This is a genomic window from Bradyrhizobium sp. Ce-3 (genome assembly GCF_022835695.1).
In the GTDB taxonomy this organism is placed as follows: Bacteria; Pseudomonadota; Alphaproteobacteria; order Rhizobiales; family Xanthobacteraceae; genus Bradyrhizobium.
On the sequence record NZ_BQUV01000001.1, the window covers coordinates 808,988 to 824,969 of the forward strand.

At 65.1% G+C, this 15,982-nt stretch carries 18 protein-coding genes; 8 read left to right on the forward strand and 10 right to left on the reverse strand.

The window, feature by feature from the left end:
* Positions 1-174 precede the first annotated feature (174 nt).
* Positions 175-1,587, forward strand: coding sequence for an MFS transporter (locus tag BRSPCE3_RS03780; RefSeq protein ID WP_244064323.1), 1,413 nt, complete (start codon positions 175-177; stop codon positions 1,585-1,587).
* 145 nt (positions 1,588-1,732) lie between these two features.
* Entirely contained in the window at positions 1,733-2,455 is a 723-nt protein-coding gene (locus BRSPCE3_RS03785) for a GntR family transcriptional regulator (protein ID WP_244064324.1), read from the forward strand.
* Positions 2,456-2,459: 4 nt separating this feature from the next.
* On the opposite strand, the gene BRSPCE3_RS03790 is transcribed toward BRSPCE3_RS03785, so the two are convergent.
* From BRSPCE3_RS03790 to BRSPCE3_RS03815, 6 genes are all read right to left on the reverse strand, one after another.
* A complete protein-coding gene (locus BRSPCE3_RS03790; RefSeq protein WP_244064325.1) occupies positions 2,460-3,569 on the reverse strand; it encodes a Zn-dependent alcohol dehydrogenase in 1,110 nt (369 codons plus the stop codon).
* Positions 3,570-3,605: 36 nt separating this feature from the next.
* Entirely contained in the window at positions 3,606-3,914 is a 309-nt protein-coding gene (locus tag BRSPCE3_RS03795) for a DUF6166 domain-containing protein (RefSeq protein ID WP_244064326.1), read from the reverse strand.
* Positions 3,915-3,954: 40 nt separating this feature from the next.
* Positions 3,955-4,152: a hypothetical protein gene (locus BRSPCE3_RS03800; RefSeq protein ID WP_244064327.1), complete on the reverse strand. Its 198-nt coding sequence runs from the start codon at positions 4,150-4,152 to the stop codon at positions 3,955-3,957.
* Positions 4,153-4,164: 12 nt separating this feature from the next.
* On the reverse strand, positions 4,165-4,539 hold the full coding sequence (locus tag BRSPCE3_RS03805) for a hypothetical protein (protein WP_244064328.1): 375 nt from the start codon (positions 4,537-4,539) through the stop codon (positions 4,165-4,167).
* Positions 4,526-5,323, reverse strand: a complete 798-nt coding sequence (locus BRSPCE3_RS03810) for a sterol desaturase family protein (RefSeq protein WP_244064329.1) — start codon at positions 5,321-5,323, stop codon at positions 4,526-4,528. Before BRSPCE3_RS03810 ends, BRSPCE3_RS03805 begins: the two co-directional genes overlap by 14 nt.
* Positions 5,324-5,593: 270 nt before the next feature.
* The gene (locus tag BRSPCE3_RS03815) at positions 5,594-7,723 is read right to left on the reverse strand and encodes an acetate--CoA ligase family protein (protein WP_244064330.1); all 2,130 of its coding nucleotides are present in this window, start codon (positions 7,721-7,723) and stop codon (positions 5,594-5,596) included.
* Between the two features lie 216 nt (positions 7,724-7,939).
* Between BRSPCE3_RS03815 and BRSPCE3_RS03820 the strand changes: the two genes are divergently transcribed.
* The 3 genes from BRSPCE3_RS03820 to frc all read left to right on the forward strand — a co-directional run bounded on the left by BRSPCE3_RS03820 (position 7,940) and on the right by frc (position 11,787).
* Positions 7,940-8,635, forward strand: coding sequence for a GntR family transcriptional regulator (locus BRSPCE3_RS03820; protein ID WP_050387017.1), 696 nt, complete (start codon positions 7,940-7,942; stop codon positions 8,633-8,635).
* A 74-nt stretch (positions 8,636-8,709) separates the two neighbouring features.
* Positions 8,710-10,443 (forward strand): oxalyl-CoA decarboxylase, encoded by a 1,734-nt coding sequence (gene oxc, locus BRSPCE3_RS03825; protein WP_244064331.1) that lies wholly within the window; start codon positions 8,710-8,712, stop codon positions 10,441-10,443.
* A gap of 66 nt (positions 10,444-10,509) precedes the next feature.
* Positions 10,510-11,787 (forward strand): formyl-CoA transferase, encoded by a 1,278-nt coding sequence (frc, locus tag BRSPCE3_RS03830; RefSeq protein WP_092125280.1) that lies wholly within the window; start codon positions 10,510-10,512, stop codon positions 11,785-11,787.
* 73 nt (positions 11,788-11,860) lie between these two features.
* Here frc and BRSPCE3_RS03835 read toward each other — a convergent pair whose 3' ends face one another.
* Together BRSPCE3_RS03835 and BRSPCE3_RS03840 are read right to left on the reverse strand one after the other, a co-directional pair.
* The gene (locus tag BRSPCE3_RS03835; RefSeq protein ID WP_244064332.1) at positions 11,861-12,286 is read right to left on the reverse strand and encodes an SgcJ/EcaC family oxidoreductase; all 426 of its coding nucleotides are present in this window, start codon (positions 12,284-12,286) and stop codon (positions 11,861-11,863) included.
* Positions 12,287-12,288: 2 nt separating this feature from the next.
* Complete coding sequence (locus BRSPCE3_RS03840; RefSeq protein WP_244064333.1) at positions 12,289-13,182, reverse strand: oxidoreductase; 894 nt, start codon at positions 13,180-13,182, stop codon at positions 12,289-12,291.
* Positions 13,183-13,312: 130 nt separating this feature from the next.
* Between BRSPCE3_RS03840 and BRSPCE3_RS03845 the strand changes: the two genes are divergently transcribed.
* Positions 13,313-13,933 (forward strand): TetR/AcrR family transcriptional regulator, encoded by a 621-nt coding sequence (locus BRSPCE3_RS03845; protein ID WP_244064334.1) that lies wholly within the window; start codon positions 13,313-13,315, stop codon positions 13,931-13,933.
* 40 nt (positions 13,934-13,973) lie between these two features.
* Here the strand turns inward: BRSPCE3_RS03845 and BRSPCE3_RS03850 are convergent, their stop codons facing one another.
* Complete coding sequence (locus BRSPCE3_RS03850; RefSeq protein WP_375709855.1) at positions 13,974-14,210, reverse strand: helix-turn-helix domain-containing protein; 237 nt, start codon at positions 14,208-14,210, stop codon at positions 13,974-13,976.
* Positions 14,211-14,215: 5 nt separating this feature from the next.
* Positions 14,216-14,773: a DUF2975 domain-containing protein gene (locus tag BRSPCE3_RS03855; protein ID WP_244064335.1), complete on the reverse strand. Its 558-nt coding sequence runs from the start codon at positions 14,771-14,773 to the stop codon at positions 14,216-14,218.
* A 133-nt stretch (positions 14,774-14,906) separates the two neighbouring features.
* Here BRSPCE3_RS03855 and BRSPCE3_RS03860 point away from each other — a divergent pair, with 133 nt between their 5' ends.
* Positions 14,907-15,413 (forward strand): DUF2147 domain-containing protein, encoded by a 507-nt coding sequence (locus tag BRSPCE3_RS03860; protein ID WP_244064336.1) that lies wholly within the window; start codon positions 14,907-14,909, stop codon positions 15,411-15,413.
* Positions 15,414-15,795: 382 nt separating this feature from the next.
* Positions 15,796-15,933, forward strand: coding sequence for a hypothetical protein (locus BRSPCE3_RS03865; RefSeq protein ID WP_244064337.1), 138 nt, complete (start codon positions 15,796-15,798; stop codon positions 15,931-15,933).
* The last annotated feature ends 49 nt before the right edge of the window (positions 15,934-15,982 follow it).

Below are 15,982 nucleotides of genomic sequence, written 5' to 3' on the forward strand. Positions count from 1 at the left end.
CGTCGACCGGATCACGCCGGGACCGCCCCACGCGCCGCTTTGTCCGCGGCCTCATCCGGCGCCGCAGCCAGGCTCACGCCACTGATCACCAATTGACATATCACTGCTATCCGTGTGACATTTTATGGAACGGGCCGCCAAGAGCCCGGTAACGTCCACCTGGGGAGGACAGCAATGACCATTTCCGACGTCACCGCATCGGCCGCAAGCCGGGCGCCGGCCGCCGTCGCGCGGACCGCGCAAGCGCAGCAGGTCGCCGACATCGCGGCACGGCTCGAGCGCCTGCCGCTGACCTCCTATCAGCGCTGGATTTTCGGAATCATCGCAACTGCATGGTTCTTCGACAGCATGGATCTCGCCGCGCTGACCTTCGTGCTCGGCTCGATCCGCCAGACCTTCGGCCTGTCGACGGCGGAAGCCGGGTTGCTGTCCAGCATGAGCTTCCTCGGCATGTTCGTGGGCGCTGCGTCGGCCGGCCTGCTGGCCGACCGTTTCGGCCGCGCCCGCGTCTTCCAGGTCAGCATGATCTTCTGGGGCTTGGGCAGCCTTTGCTGCGGCCTCTCGACGACGGCGACCGCGCTCGGCGCATCGCGCCTGCTGCTCGGCTTCGGCATGGGAATGGAGTTTCCGGTCGCGCAGTCGATGGTCTCGGAGATCATGCCGGCCAAGAATCGCGGCCGCTACATCGCGTTCCTCGAAGGGTTCTGGCCGCTCGGCTTCATCGCATCGGGCCTCTTGACCTACTTCGTGCTGCAGGTCGCCGACTGGCGCTGGGTCTTCATCCTGCAGGCGATCCCGGCCGTGTTCGTGCTTATCGTGCGGCGGTATGTGCCGGAATCGCCGCGCTGGCTTGCCTCCCACGGCTATTCCGCGCGGGCCGAAGCGACCGTGCGCGACATCGAGAGCAGGGTCCGCGATCGCATGGGCGGCAAGGAGCTGCCGCCGGTCGTGCGCCAGGCCGCCGCTCCCGCGTCGGAAGTGACCGGCCTGCGGACGCTGTTTTCGGGCATCTACGCCAAGCGGACCACGATGTTGTGGACCTTGTGGTTCTTCGCGCTGCTCGGCTTCTACGGCCTGACCACGTGGCTCGGCGCGCTGTTGCAGGCCAAGGGATTCCCGATCACCAAATCGGTGTTCTACACCATCCTGATCTCGCTCGCGGGCATCCCCGGCTTCCTGGTCTCGGCATGGCTCGTCGAATCCTGGGGCCGCAAGGCGACGCTGGTGATGAACCTGCTGTGCGGCGCGATCGCCTGCCACTTCTATGGCTCGGCGGCGGACCAGACCCAGCTCATCATCGCCGGCCTCTGCATGCAGTTCTTCCTGTTCGGCATGTGGTCGGCGCTCTATGCCTATACGCCTGAACTGTACCCGACCCATGTCCGCGCCACCGGAACCGGTTTTGCCTCCGCGGTCGGCCGAATCGGTTCACTGATCGGGCCCTATGTGATCGGCGTCATCCTGCCCGCGGCGGGACAGAGCGGCGTGTTCGCGCTGGGCGCCGGCGCGTTCGTGGTGGCGGCGCTGGCGGTGCTGTTGCTCGGCGAGGAAACCCGCGGCCGGACGCTGGAGAGCATCTCGCACTGATGATGCGCGGTGTTCGCTGCATGCGACCGGATTCGGTGTAGCGCCGATCGAGCGGCCTTGTCAGTGCCATCGCGGCGTGTGAGATATCTGCTGTACAGCAGCACGCAAGAGCCCGATGGCCGATTCGAGCAAACGATCCAGCACAATGCGCGCCCGTGCAGCAGGAAACCGCCGGCCGGCGCGGCAATCGTCGACCGCTGCCGGCAAGCCGCGCGCGCAGGCTCTGCTCCCGCAAGGCGACGTCACCCTCACCGATCGCGCCTATGCCGAGCTGGAAGAGCTGATCGTGACGCTGCAACTGCCGCCCGGCACCGCGCTCTCCGAGCTCGTGCTCGCCAAGCGGCTCGACATCGGCCGGACCCCGATCCGCGAGGCGCTGCAGCGGCTGTCGCGCGATGGCCTCGTCAACATCCTGGCCCGTCGCGGCGTGCTGGTCTCGGAGATCGACCTGCGGGCCCAACTCCGCCTGCTCGAAGTGCGGCGCGAGCTGGAACGGCTGATGGCACGCGGTGCCGCCGAGCGCGCCACCAGCGAGCAGCGCGCGCAGTTCACCGAGATCGCGGCCGGCATGCGGCGCGCCGCGGAAAAGTCCGACGACCTGCTGTTCATGCGGCTGGATCACCAGTTCAACACGCTGATCTCGGCGGCCTCGCGCAACGAGTTCGCTTCCCGCGCCATGGGCCTGATGCACGGCCTGTCGCGCCGGTTCTGGTACCAGCATTACAAGGAAGCGGCCGATCTGCCGCTCGCGGCACGGCTGCATGCCGACGTCGCCGAAGCCGTCGCCGAGCGCCGCGTCGACGCGGCAGGCGCGGCCTCTGACAGCTTGATCGACTACATCGAAAGCTTTGCGCGTTCGACGCTCTAACCCTTCAAAGCTCGACGACCGTGCGGATCGAGCGTCCGCGCCGCAATGCCTCGAAGCCGTCATTGATACCGTCGAGGCTGCAGCGGCCGGTGATCAGCTCGTCGAGCTTGAGCCGGCCGTCGAGATAGGCCTGCGCCAGCCAGGGAAAGTCGCGCCGTGGCCGCGCGCCGCCGTAGCTCGAGCGGCGAAACCGCTTCTCGCCCATCAACGCGCCCCAGCGGAAACTCACGTCTTGCGTGACGTCGATCTTCCCGAGCCAGATCACCTCGCCGCCCGGCCGCACCGCCTCCGCGGTCTGCCGGAATGCCTTGGGATGGCCCGCCGCCTCGAGGATGACGTCGGCGCCGCGCCCGCGCGTCGCCTCCTTGGCGAACTGAACCGGGTCCTCGCGTGCCGCATTGACCGTGTGCGTGGCACCGAGTTGCTCTGCCAGCGCAAGCTTTGCATCGTCGAGGTCGACCGCGATAACAGCGCCCGCACCGGCAAGCCGGGCGCCCTGCACCGCTGCCAGCCCGACTGCGCCGCAGCCGGTGACCATCACGGTATCGCCGTGGCCGATGGAAGCTATGTTCAGCGCGGCGCCAACCCCGGTCATGACGCCACAGCCGATCAGGCAGGCCCGATCGAACGGGATGTCCTTCGGCACGACGATCGCCTGCTGCGCCGGCAGCACCAGGTATTCCGAAAACGCGCCGAGGAACATCAGATGGGCCAGGCTGCCGCCGTCCATAAGCTGCGCCTTCGATGCGCCGTCGAAATGCACGCCTTCCGCGCCCCTGGCGAGGTAGGTCTCGCACAGGATGGGTTGTGCGCGGTCGCAGTGAAAGCAGTGCCCGCAATGCGGATTCCAGGACAGGATGACGTGATCGCCGGCGCTGATGTCGTGCACAGCGCTGCCGGCCTCCTCGACCACGCCGGCCGCCTCGTGCCCGAGGATCATCGGCAAGGGGTAGCGCAGCGATCCGTCGATCACCTCCAGATCGGTGTGGCAGAGCCCCGCGGCACGCAGCTTCACGACGACGTCGGTCGGCGTCGGCGGTGCAAGCGAGACACGCTCGATGGAGAGCGGCGTTCCGCTTCGATGCAGCACCGCCGCGCGACAGGTCAGGGTCATCTCAAAAGATTCTCTGCCGGAGAAATATGCGTGGGGTTACACCGTGCGTCCCGACCGCAGCGCCGCGACCGCATCGTCGAGATCGGCCGAGGTGAGCTCCCATTCATTGTCGAAATTGGCGACGACGCGCCGCATGAAGCTCTCATGCAGCACCTTCGCGGCATCGGCATCGTGCAGATGATGATAGAGCAGTGCGAACGCCAGCTGTGCCGGCTCGGGCCCCTCGTAGCTCCATTCAAAGCCGTGCTCGGTGAGACGAAGTTGGTCGTAATGCGGTGACAGCGGCTCGCCATCGACCAGCACGGAAATGCCGTCGATGGTGCGGTCCCCGGTATAGCTCGCCATCGAATCCTCCCTGTGCTGCAGCATCATATCAGGTGCCTTGTCAGGATCCCGGCGGACGCATCTTGAGGTCCTTCTTGACGACCTCGGGGAAGATCCACATCGCGACCGTGGCGAACACGCCGAGGAAGGCGACCGCGTAGCTCGGTCCCTGCTGTCCGAGATAGACCATGAAGACATATCCGCACGCCGCCGTGGCGAGGCACGCCAGCGACAGCATGAGCTTGATGTGGCTTGGCATCGAGACCTCCCCTCAGGTCCACATGTGGAACGACGGCGCGGCAATCCCAACCAGCAGCGCCAGCGCCGCGATCATGGCGCAACAGGACAGCCGCAATCCCGCGCGCCCGTCGCGCCACCATTCCGGCAGCGCCTGGAACAGGGCGGGCAGGAACAGGAACAGCACGCCGCCCACGACGACCACCGTGGTCCAGCGCAGCTCGGCCAGGGCGAACGCCAGCGTGCCCGCGAGCAACACCACCCATATTGCCGTCGCCATCGTCACCGGCCAAACAGCGCGTCCGCGCAGCGGATACATCCCGGCCAGTTGCAGGAAGCCGATGCAGCACACGCTCCACAGCAGGCCGAACCAGGCAAGGCCGGCGAGATTGGGTTCAAGCTGCGGCATGCGGCACCGGTTGCTCCTTGACGACGACCCGCGGCGTCCGCGCCGTGCGCCGCATGTCGGTCTTCACGTAGCGCGTGCTGTAGCCGTTGAAGATGTGTCCAAGCAGGCCGCGATTGAGGTCGGAGGTGCCGAACACGTAGTCCATCACCGGGAAGGTCAGGTTCATGTTGCGCTCCATCATGATCGACTGGTTGTGATGAGCGGTATGGTGCCGGCGGATGGTGTTGACGAACGGCATGTTGCGCACGAAGGCGTTTTCCTCGACGTGGCAACAGAAATGCATGAATTCGTAGATCAGGTACATCGACGTGGTCGTGGTGATCAAAAGCCAGCCGGTATTGGGCGAGACCACGAGACCGGCGACGATCGCCGGCGGGATCGACATCAGCGTGAACACCACCAGCGCATAGGGCGGGAAGAAGGTGACGCGCCAGTCGTGATGATCGGCAAAGCGCATCTCCTCCTCGGTGAAGAACTGATGGTGCATCAGCGTGTGGCGGCTGTAGATCGCGCGCAGCAGCGGCACGTTCGAGGGCCGGTGCATGACGAAGCGATGCACCGCCCATTCGAAGAAGTTGGCAATCAGGAAGACCGCCGGGATGGTGAGGTATTCCCACCATCTCACGTCGTGGACATTGGCCAGATAGACGTACAGCGCCGTGAAGCCGATCGTGTAGATCAGCACGACGTGCAGCCAGCCATTGTACCAGCCGACGACGCGCTCGCGGTAGGTCGCGCGATACTTGCGCTGGCGGTCGGTCATCCCTGTTGCAGCCAACTCCATCGCGGATCCTCCATCGCACGTCCATCTGACATATCAGTAGCACATCAGGCGCGAATGGCAAGCTGCGTTGGTGGGCAGGGACGCGGTCGAGAAAAATGGGAGGGTGCGCGGAACCCGCGTGAGGTGAAGCAGGAAAGCCGGGGCTGGTATCGAACGATCGGGCTGATGCCCCCTGCCCGGCCATGTCGGTGGCAAGGCTCATGCGGCGACCCAAATAAAAAGCCGCCCCGGACGATGTCCGAGGCGGCTGGTCTTCGACAGATCAGATGATCAGAGCAGGCCGGCGCCCCGGGCCCACTTGTACTTGGCGCCCAGCACCTCGACCGGCAGTTCGGTCGAATAGGCATAGGCCGGAATGCCGTTCTGGTAGAGATATTCGGCGGCTTCCTCGACCTCGACGTCGCCGGCGAGCGAGGCGACGATCGGCTTCACGAAGCCCTTGGCCTCCATCTCCTTCTTCACCTCGACCATGTTGCGCGCGAACACCATCGGCGGCGTCACGATGGTGTGCCAGTAGCCGAGGATCAGCGCATGGATGCGCTCATCCGACAGACCGAGCTTCACGGTGTTGACGTATGTGATCGGCGGCTCGCCGCCGGTGATATCCACAGGATTTCCGGCCGCGCCGAACGGCGGGATGAACTTGCGGAAGGCAGCATCGAGATCCGGCGGCATCTGCATCAGCGACAGGCCGTTGTCGACCACGGAGTCCGAGAGCAGCACGCCGGAGCCGCCGGCGCCGGTGATGATCAGCACGTTCTCGCCCTTCGGCGTCGGCAGCACCGGCACGCCGCGGGCGAATTCCAAGAGTTGCCGGAGCGAGCGCGCGCGGATCACGCCGGACTGCTTGAACACGTCCTCGTAGATCTTGTCGTTGCCGGCGAGCGCGCCGGTGTGCGACGACGCCGCCTTGGCGCCGGCCGAGGTGCGGCCGGCCTTGAGCACGACCACCGGCTTCTTCTTGGAGACGCGCTTGGCGGCTTCCGCAAAGGCACGGCCGTCTTTCAAGTCCTCGCAGTGCTGCGCGATCAGGTTGGTGTTGGGGTCCTGCTCGAAGAAGGCGAGCAGATCGTCCTCGTCGATGTCCGACTTGTTGCCGAGACCGACGATCGCCGAGACGCCCATCTTGGCCGAGCGCGAGAAGCCGATGATCGCCATGCCGATGCCGCCCGACTGCGACGACAGCGCCGCGTGGCCCTTGACGTCGTAGGCGGTGCAGAACGTGGCGCAGAGATTGGCCGGGGTGTAGTAGAACCCGTAGATGTTCGGCCCCATCAGGCGGATGTTGTACTTCTTGCCGACCTCGACGATCTCGGCCTGCAACTCGGGCGCGCCGGCTTCGGCAAAGCCCGAGGGAATCAGCACCGCGCCGGGGATTTTCTTCTCGCCGCATTCGACGAGCGCGCCGGCAACGAATTTCGCCGGGATCGCGAACACCGCCGTGTCGATCACGCCGGGCACGTCCTTGACGCTCTTGTAGGCCTTGTAGCCGAGGATCTCCGCGGCCTTCGGGTGGATCGGGTAGATCTCGCCCTTGTAGCCGCCGTTGATCAGGTTCTTCATCACCGAGTTGCCGATCTTGCCGTCCTCGGCGGAGGCACCGATCACGGCAACGCCCTTCGGCTGCATGATGCGGCTCATCGCGGCGACGATCTCTTCGGTCGGACGCGGCGCCGGGCGCGGCTTGTAGTCGAAGTCGACGACGATGCGGACGTCGGCGGCGATCGCGTTCTTGGCTGTCGCGAACACCGGATTGAGGTCGAGCTCGACGATCTCGGGGAAGTCGCTGACCAGCTGCGACACCTTGACGATGACGTCCGCCAGCGCCTCGCGATTGACCGGCTCGCCGCCGCGCACGCCCTTCAGCATCTCATGCGCCTGGATGCCGTCGAGCATCGACAGCGCGTCGTCCTTGGTCGCGGGCGCGAGGCGGAAGGTGATGTCCTTGAGGATTTCCACCAGCACGCCGCCGAGGCCGAAGGCGACCAGCTTGCCGAACGAGCCGTCGGTGATCGAACCGACGATCACCTCGGTGCCGCCGCCCAGCATCTGCTGGACCTGGATGCCCTCGATCTTGGCATCGGCCTTGTACTTCCTGGCGTTGGCGAGAATGGTCTCGTAGCTCTTCTCGGCGTCCGCGGCGCTCTTGACGCCGACGATCACGCCACCTGCCTCGGTCTTGTGGAGGATGTCGGGCGAGACAATCTTCATCACGACCGGGAAGCCCATGTCCGAGGCGATCCGGGCGGCCTCCGCCGCCGACTTGGCGACGCCCTCTTTCGGCACCGGAATGCCGTAGGCGTCGCACACCACCTTGCCCTCGGGCGCGGTGAGGCTCGTGCGCTTGTCGGCCTTGACCGCATCGAGAACTTTGCGGACCGCATCCTTAGAATTTGACATCGGCTTCCTCCTGGGACAATTTCGTGGCATTTGGTATGCCAAAAACGTAATTGTCAAGGTCCGTCACCACCCAAAAATGCCGAAAAATATGCACGTCTTGACATTCTGGTATTTGGCATGCCAAAAATCTAAGGTAATTTCTTCTGCTAAGAAGACGTCTCCAAGAGGAGGAGACGAGTCGTGCCAGAACCGAAACAGACCAAGGCGTCGCCCAACATGGCTGACACAGATATCGCCATCGTCCGGATCGCCCCGGAGACGAGCTTCAAGAACAAGGCCTATGAGGCCTTGAAGGAAGCGATCCTGAAGATGGACATCTACGCGACGCCGGAGCCGGTGATGCTCGACGAGCGCGCATTGTCCGAGCGTCTCGGCGTCAGTCGCACGCCGATCCGCGAAGCGATCGCGATGCTCGAGCAGGACGGCTTCGTGAAGACCGTGCCGCGCCGCGGCATCGTCGTGGTCCGCCGCACCAAGGCGGAGATCGTCGACATGATCCGCGCCTGGGCGGCGCTGGAGAGCATGGCGGCGCGCCTGATCACGACCACCGCGCGCAAAAAGGACATCTCGGCGCTGCGCGACTTCTTCAAGGACTTCAGCGACGACCGCCTGCCGCAGGATCACGTCGAGGAATATTCCAAGGCCAACATCGCCTTCCATCAGGCGCTGATCTCGCTGTCGGAATCGCCTGTGCTGGTCGACCTCACCAACGACCTGCTGCTGCACGTGCGCGGCTATCGCCAGCTCACGATCGGCCGCAAGGACCGCACCGCGACCTCGCTGCCCGAGCATCTCGGGATCATCGAGGCACTGGAAGCGCGCGACACCGAGCTCGCCGAGAAGCGCGCCCGCGACCACACGCTTGGACTAGCCGCCTATGTCGAGGCGCACGGCCAGGAACTGTTCACCTAAGCTTTAGAGTTCACACCCCGCTTCAGACGACAATCAGATCGTCCGAACAAGAACGACCAAGGGAGACGATGCCGATGCTGAATACCGCCACCAAGTCCGAGGCACCGGGCACCGAGCAAGAGCTGACGGATGGCTTCCATCTCGTCATCGACGCGCTCAAGCTCAACGGCATCGACACCGTCTATGGTGTGCCGGGTATCCCGATCACGGACCTGGGCCGCATGGCCCAGGCGGCGGGCATTCGCGTGCTCTCGTTCCGCCACGAGCAGAACGCCGGTTACGCGGCCTCGATCGCCGGCTTCCTCACCAAGAAGCCCGGCGTCTGCCTGACGGTGTCGGCGCCCGGCTTCCTCAACGGCCTCACCGCGCTGGCGCATGCCACCACCAACTGCTTCCCGATGATCCTGGTCTCGGGCTCGTCCGAGCGCGAGATCGTCGACCTGCAGCAGGGCGACTATGAGGAGATGGACCAGCTCGCGATCGCCAAGCCGCTGTGCAAGGCGGCGTTCCGCGTGCTGCACGCCCAGGACATCGGCATCGGCCTCGCCCGCGCGATCCGCGCCGCGGTGTCGGGCCGCCCGGGCGGCGTCTATCTCGACCTGCCCGCAAAGCTGTTCTCGCAGGTGATGAACGCCGACGCCGGGGCGAAGTCGCTGGTCAAGGTGATCGACGCCGCGCCCGAGCAGATCCCCTCGCCGTCTTCGGTCAAGCGCGCGCTCGACGTGCTGAAGAACGCAAAGCGCCCGCTGATCATCCTCGGCAAGGGCGCGGCCTACGCACAGGCCGACGAGGCGATCAAGACCTTCGTCGAGAAGAGCGGCGTGCCGTTCCTGCCGATGAGCATGGCCAAGGGCCTGTTGCCCGACCTGCATCCGCAATGCGCCGGTGCCGCGCGCTCGACCGTGCTGAAGGAAGCCGACGTCGTGATGCTGATCGGCGCCCGGCTCAACTGGCTGCTCTCGCACGGCAAGGGCAAGACCTGGGGCGAAGCTCCGAAGAAGTTCATCCAGGTCGACATCGAGCCGAAGGAAATGGATTCCAACGTCGAGATCGTCGCCCCCGTGGTCGGTGACATCGGCTCCTGCGTCTCGGCATTCCTCGACGCGATGGGCGCCAACTGGTCGGCCGCGCCGAGCGACTGGCTTGCGACCGTCGCCAAGAAGCGGGACGACAACGTCGCCAAGATGGCGCCGAAGCTGATGAGCAACGCCTCACCGATGGACTATCACGGTGCGCTCGGCGCGCTGCGCACGATCATCGCGGAACGCCCGGACACCATCTTCGTCAACGAAGGCGCCAACACGCTCGACCTCGCCCGCGGCGTCGTCGACATGCACAAGCCGCGCAAGCGGCTCGACGTCGGCACCTGGGGCGTGATGGGCATCGGCATGGGCTATTCGATCGCGGCCGCGGTCGAGACCGGCCTGCCCGTGCTCGCGGTCGAAGGCGACAGCGCGTTCGGCTTCTCGGGCATGGAGGTCGAGACCATCTGCCGCTACAGGCTGCCGATCTGCGTCGTGATCTTCAACAATGACGGCATCTATCGCGGCACCGACGTCAACGTCGCGGGCGAAGATCCGGCGACCACCGTGTTCGTCAAGGGCTCGCGCTACGACAAGATGATGGAAGCCTTCGGCGGCGTCGGCGTCAACGCCACCTCGCCGGACGAGCTGAAGCGCGCGGTCAACGCGGCGCTGGATTCCGGCAAGCCGACCCTGATCAACGCGGTGATCGATCCGGCGGCGGGCTCGGAGAGCGGCCGCATCGGCAACCTCAATCCGCAGAGCGTTCTGCAGAAGAAGAAGTAAGTCCCCCTCAACCCAATCACTCCCTGCGGGTGCAGGGGCAGACAGACAGAGTACGGAGCAAAAGATATGACCAAGGCGCTGAAGGGCGTTCGCATTCTCGATTTCACCCACGTCCAGTCGGGTCCGACCTGCACGCAATTGCTGGCCTGGTTCGGCGCCGACGTGATCAAGGTCGAGCGCCCCGGCGTCGGCGACATCACGCGCGGCCAGCTGCAGGACATCCCGAACGTGGACAGCCTGTATTTCACCATGCTGAATCACAACAAGCGCTCGATCACGCTCGACACCAAGAACCCCAAGGGCAAGGAAGTGCTGACCGCGCTGATCAAGCAGTGCGACGTGCTGGTCGAGAATTTCGGCCCCGGCGTGCTCGACCGCATGGGCTTCCCCTGGGAGAAGATCCAGGCCATCAACCCGAAGATGATCGTCGCCTCGATCAAGGGTTTCGGCCCCGGCCCGTATGAGGATTGCAAGGTCTACGAGAACGTCGCGCAGTGCACCGGCGGCGCCGCCTCGACCACCGGCTTCCGCGACGGCCTGCCGCTGGTCACCGGCGCGCAGATCGGCGACAGCGGCACCGGCTTGCATCTCGCGCTCGGCATCGTCACCGCGCTCTATCACCGCACCCATTCCGGCAAGGGCCAGCGCGTCACCGCGGCGATGCAGGACGGCGTGCTCAACCTCGCCCGCGTCAAGCTGCGCGACCAGCAGCGCCTCGCCCATGGCCCGCTGAAGGAATACAGCCAGTTCGGTGAAGGCATTCCGTTCGGCGATGCCGTGCCGCGCGCCGGCAACGATTCCGGCGGCGGCCAGCCCGGCCGCATCCTGAAGTGCAAGGGCTGGGAGACCGACCCGAACGCCTACATCTACTTCATCACCCAGGCTCCGGTCTGGGAGAAGATCTGCGACGTGATCGGCGAGCCGACCTGGAAGACCGATCCGAACTACGCCAAGCCGCCGGCCCGCCTGCCGCGCCTCAACGAGATTTTTGCTCGCATCGAACAGTGGACGATGACGAAGACAAAATTCGAGGCGATGGAGATCCTCAACAAGGACGACATCCCCTGCGGTCCGATCCTGTCGATGAAGGAGATCGCGGAAGACCAGTCGCTGCGCGCGACCGGCACCGTGGTCGAGGTCGATCACCCGACCCGCGGCAAGTACATCTCGGTCGGCAACCCGATCAAGCTGTCGGATTCGCCGAGCGAGGTCGCCCGCTCGCCGCTGCTCGGCGAGCACACCGACGAGATCCTGCGCGAGGTGCTCGGCTTCTCTGACCACCAGGTCGCCGAGATCCACGATTCCGGCGCGCTCGATCCGCCGCGCAAGCAGGCGGCCGAGTAAGCCGGCCTTCCGACAAAGCAAAATGCAAAGGCCGCCGGTTTTCGGCGGTCTTTCATTTTGGGGTACCCCGAGATCAGCCGCTGGCGCCGGGAAGCGCGCGCACCGGCGTGTTCTGAAAGAACAGGATGGTCCATCGGTCGCCGAGGTCCCGGACAATGTAGCTCTGCGTGGCCTGAGGCGCGGTGCTCTCGCCCCGCAGCGCCGGTCCGCCGCTGGTCGCGACGAGATAGAGCGTCTCCGCCAGCAGGCGGATGTCGACGAGATCGACCAGCAGGCGCGATCCCTGCAGCGCCGTCGCGAAGGGCCGCGCGTGAAACTCGGCGATCGCCGCGCGGCCGACGAGGCGTGCGCCGTTGAACGGGACGAAAATCGCGTCCTCGGCGAAGGCCTGCGCCATTCGGTCCGCGTCGCTGGCGGCCCAGGCGGTCTTGATATCATCGAGCAGCGCGCCGATGGCGTGGTGCGCCAGCTGCTCGGGCGCGGAGGTCCTGTCGCTCATGGTCAACGTTGCTCCTGCCGGCTGGCGGCTGCGATACCGTCGAGCTGCGCGATCGCCTCGGGCGGCAACTGCAGGGCGCCGGCAGCAAAATTCTGCTGGAGATGCGCGACCGACGAGGTGCCGGCGATCACCAGGATGTTCGGCGCGCGCTGCAGCAGCCATGCCAGCGCGACCTGGCGGGTCGTTGCCCCGAGGCTCTGCGCGACGCGGTCCAGGATCGGCGCGTTGAGCGGACGGAAGCCGCCCAGCGGGAAAAACGGCACATAGGCAATTCGCCTGGCTGCGAGGTCGTCGATCAGGGCGTCGTCGCCGCGATGCGCCAGATTGTAGTGGTTCTGCACGCAGACGATGGCGGCGATCCTGCTGCCCTCCTCGAACTGCGCGCGGGAAACGTTGCTCAGCCCGATATGGCGGATCAAACCCTGCTGCTGCAACTCGGCGAGCACCGAGAGCGGCGCTTCCACCGAACGGTCGTCGGGGCCGAACGGGCCGCCGAGGCGCAGATTGACGACGTCGAGCACGTCGCGACGGAGATTGCGCAGATTGTCGTTGACGGCATCGATCAGCTCCTGCCGGGAGATCGCCTGGGGCCAGGATTTGTCCGGTCCCCGGCGCGCGCCGACCTTGGTCACGATGGTGAGGCCGGCCGGATACGGATGCAGCGCCTCGGCGATGATCCGATTGGCGATGTGCGGGCCGTAGTAGTCGCTGGTGTCGATGTGGTTGACGCCGCAGCGGACCGCCTCCCGCAGCACGGCCAGTGCGGCGGCATGGTCGCTGGGCGGCCCCCACGCCATCGGCCCGGTCAACTGCATTGCGCCAAAACCCATGCGATTGAGCTTCAAGGTGGTGCCGGCCGGCGTGAAGGCGCCGCCTGGGGATATGGTGGTCGTCATCTGATCTCCGATCTCATAACATTACATACGTTAGCTTACGGTCGTTAAGTTTACAGGTCAAGCCGAACGCATGTAAGGTTACGGGCATCAGCCGGGACCAGGATCAAGGGACCAGGGTCAAGGGATCGGGATGAAGCCGCGTCAACGCAATGCGAGAGGTGAAGGCGGCCAATTGCGCGAGGACATCCTCACGGCCGCCATCGCCCTGATCGAAAAGGCCGGCTCGTGCGAAGGCGTGTCGCTGCGCGCGGTCGCCAAGCAGGCGGGCATTGCCGCGCCGTCGGTCTATCCGCACTTCGCCGATCGCGACGCGCTGCTGCTCGCGGTGCTGCAACGGCTGTTCGATGAACTGGTCGAGCTGCGCACCAAAGCGGAGGACGCCGCCGGCAGCGATCCATGGGCGCGGCTGCGTGCCGGCGCATTCGCGACGGTTCGGTTCGGGCTGGAACGGCCTGGCCACTACAAGATGCTGTATGAAGGCCGCGTGATTTCGGGCCTCAGCGATCCGAAGGCCGCAACGTTCGGGCGCGCGATTCAGATCCGCGTGGTGGCGCTGATCAAGGACATCCTCGCCGCGACGCCCGGCCGCGAGGCGGAAGATGCGGAACGGCTGTCGCTGCTGCTCTGGGCCGCCACTCACGGCGTGATCTCGCTCCAGATCAACAAGCCGACCTTGCGATGGCCCAAGGCGACGGCGCTCGTCGAGGAGCTGATGCGTGCGCTGATCCGGCCAGGCGCGGCTGTAAGCTGAGCGGATACGGCCTGGCCGTGCCTTCCGATGGATCGCCCGTTCAGCCTCCGTCGGCCTCGCCCTCCTCCCCCGGCACATATTCCAGAATATCCCCCGGCCGGCAGTCCAGCTCGCGGCAGATTGCCGACAGCGTCGAGAAGCGCATCGCCTTGGCCTTGCCGGTCTTCAGGATCGACAGGTTCTGGATCGAGATGCCGATCGCGTCCGCGAGGTCTCCAAGGCGGCGCTTGCGCTTGGCGAGCATGACATCGAGGTTCACCAGGATGGGCACAAGCATCACCCTCAGATCGTCAGATCGTTTTCGGACTGCAGCAGGATGGCGTGCTCGAGCACGAATTTCAGTGCCATCAGGAATACGCCGCCTGCGATGGTGCCGACATCGAGGTTGTAGTTCAGCAGCAGGAACTTGATGTCGCCGATCCGGTACAGGACATAGATCACCGCGTTGGTCGTGATCGTGTCGACGAACGGCCAGACCACCAGGAAGATCCCCATCCACCAGACACCCTGCAGCGTCTCGGACACGAAGATCCGGCCGTTCGCGAATCGGTTCACCATGCGATGAAGCATGCCGATCAGCACGGCGTAAAACGATACCCCAAGTGCGAACAGCGACCAGAACAGCAGCTGGCCCATGGTCGACATGGTGAGCGGGTTCGCAACGATACTGGCGCATTTCGCCTGCTCGCCGCCCAGACTTTCCGCAATCGTGTCCGGGGCAGTCGTGGTGCGGTAATAGGCCAGCCACAGCACCACCGGCAGCGCGGCCCAGATCACCCAGAACGCCCGATCGAGCCGGCGAAACCAAAGCTGGCGCTGCTCGCGAACCAATTTCCTCATCGCACCCATCCGAAAAATCTTTGCCCAAAAAGCCGTTACGGCCGGAAAGCATCATGCTCCGGCAATGTTGTTGACTCAACCTTAAACGTGATTTATTTCATGCTTATCATGAAAAATTTCATGAATAAGGTGGATGATGACGGTATTCCCAGACCATGACGGCCTGCACAAGGCCTTGAAGCAATTGATCCACGCTCACCTCACCCGCCGCCTGATCGTGGCCGCGTTCCACATCCCGCTGCTCGGCAGCGCCGCCGATGCCGCCAAAGCCACCGACAAGGCCAGCGATCCGGCCGGCGTCTGGCTGACCCAATCCGGCGACGCCAGGATCAAGATCCACCGCTGCGGCAGCGCGCTCTGCGGCCGCGTCGTCTGGCTGAAGGATCCGATGGACAAGGCCACCGGCAAGCCGCAGCTCGACGACAAGAATGCCGATCCCGCGCAGCGCACCCGGACAGTGATGGGCATGTCGCTGTTCATCAACATGCAGCCCGCGGGCCCGAACAAATGGGCCGGCCGGATCTACAACGCCGACGACGGCAAGACCTATGAGAGCTCGGTGACGCTGGTCTCGTCGGGCACGCTGAACGTGCGCGGCTGCATGGGAACGCTGTGCGCAGGCGAAGACTGGACCCGGTGAAGCGAATGCGGTGAAGGGATTTGGCCCCGACCCTTCATCGGCCAAGAAGAAAAGCAAACCCGCTTACTCGAGGCCGCCTCATTTGGGCGGCCTTCTTTATGACGGTCATGACCTGCCCACCCGGCCGACTCCGACAGGCTGAGCGCGGGATTTCCACCCCTGGCAAACGCCGGCAATCCACCGGAGCGTCACGGCTCGTCGCAGCCCGGGTTCAAGAGCTTTGCCGCCCGAGCCTTGGATGCCAGTCAGCCGGTTTTGCTGCATTGCACAGCCGTGAATGCTGCTATGCAAACAAAGTCGTTGTTTCTGGCATCTGGTATACATAGTTTGGTCTCAGATGATGAGGCGGCCCATTGCTGGCCTCCAATGAAAGGGGACACCAATGTCCAAGACCACCACGTTCGGGCACGCGCCCTCCGCCACCCTGATCAGCCGCCTGCTGGCCTCGATCGACCGCCTGCTGATGAAGAGCGCGGAGATCTCCAACCGCAACGGCGACCTGCCGCGCTTCGGCCTTTAAGCCGCGAGGATTCGGCTCGCTCCGCGCCGGAGCCGCTTCGGCACGCGAT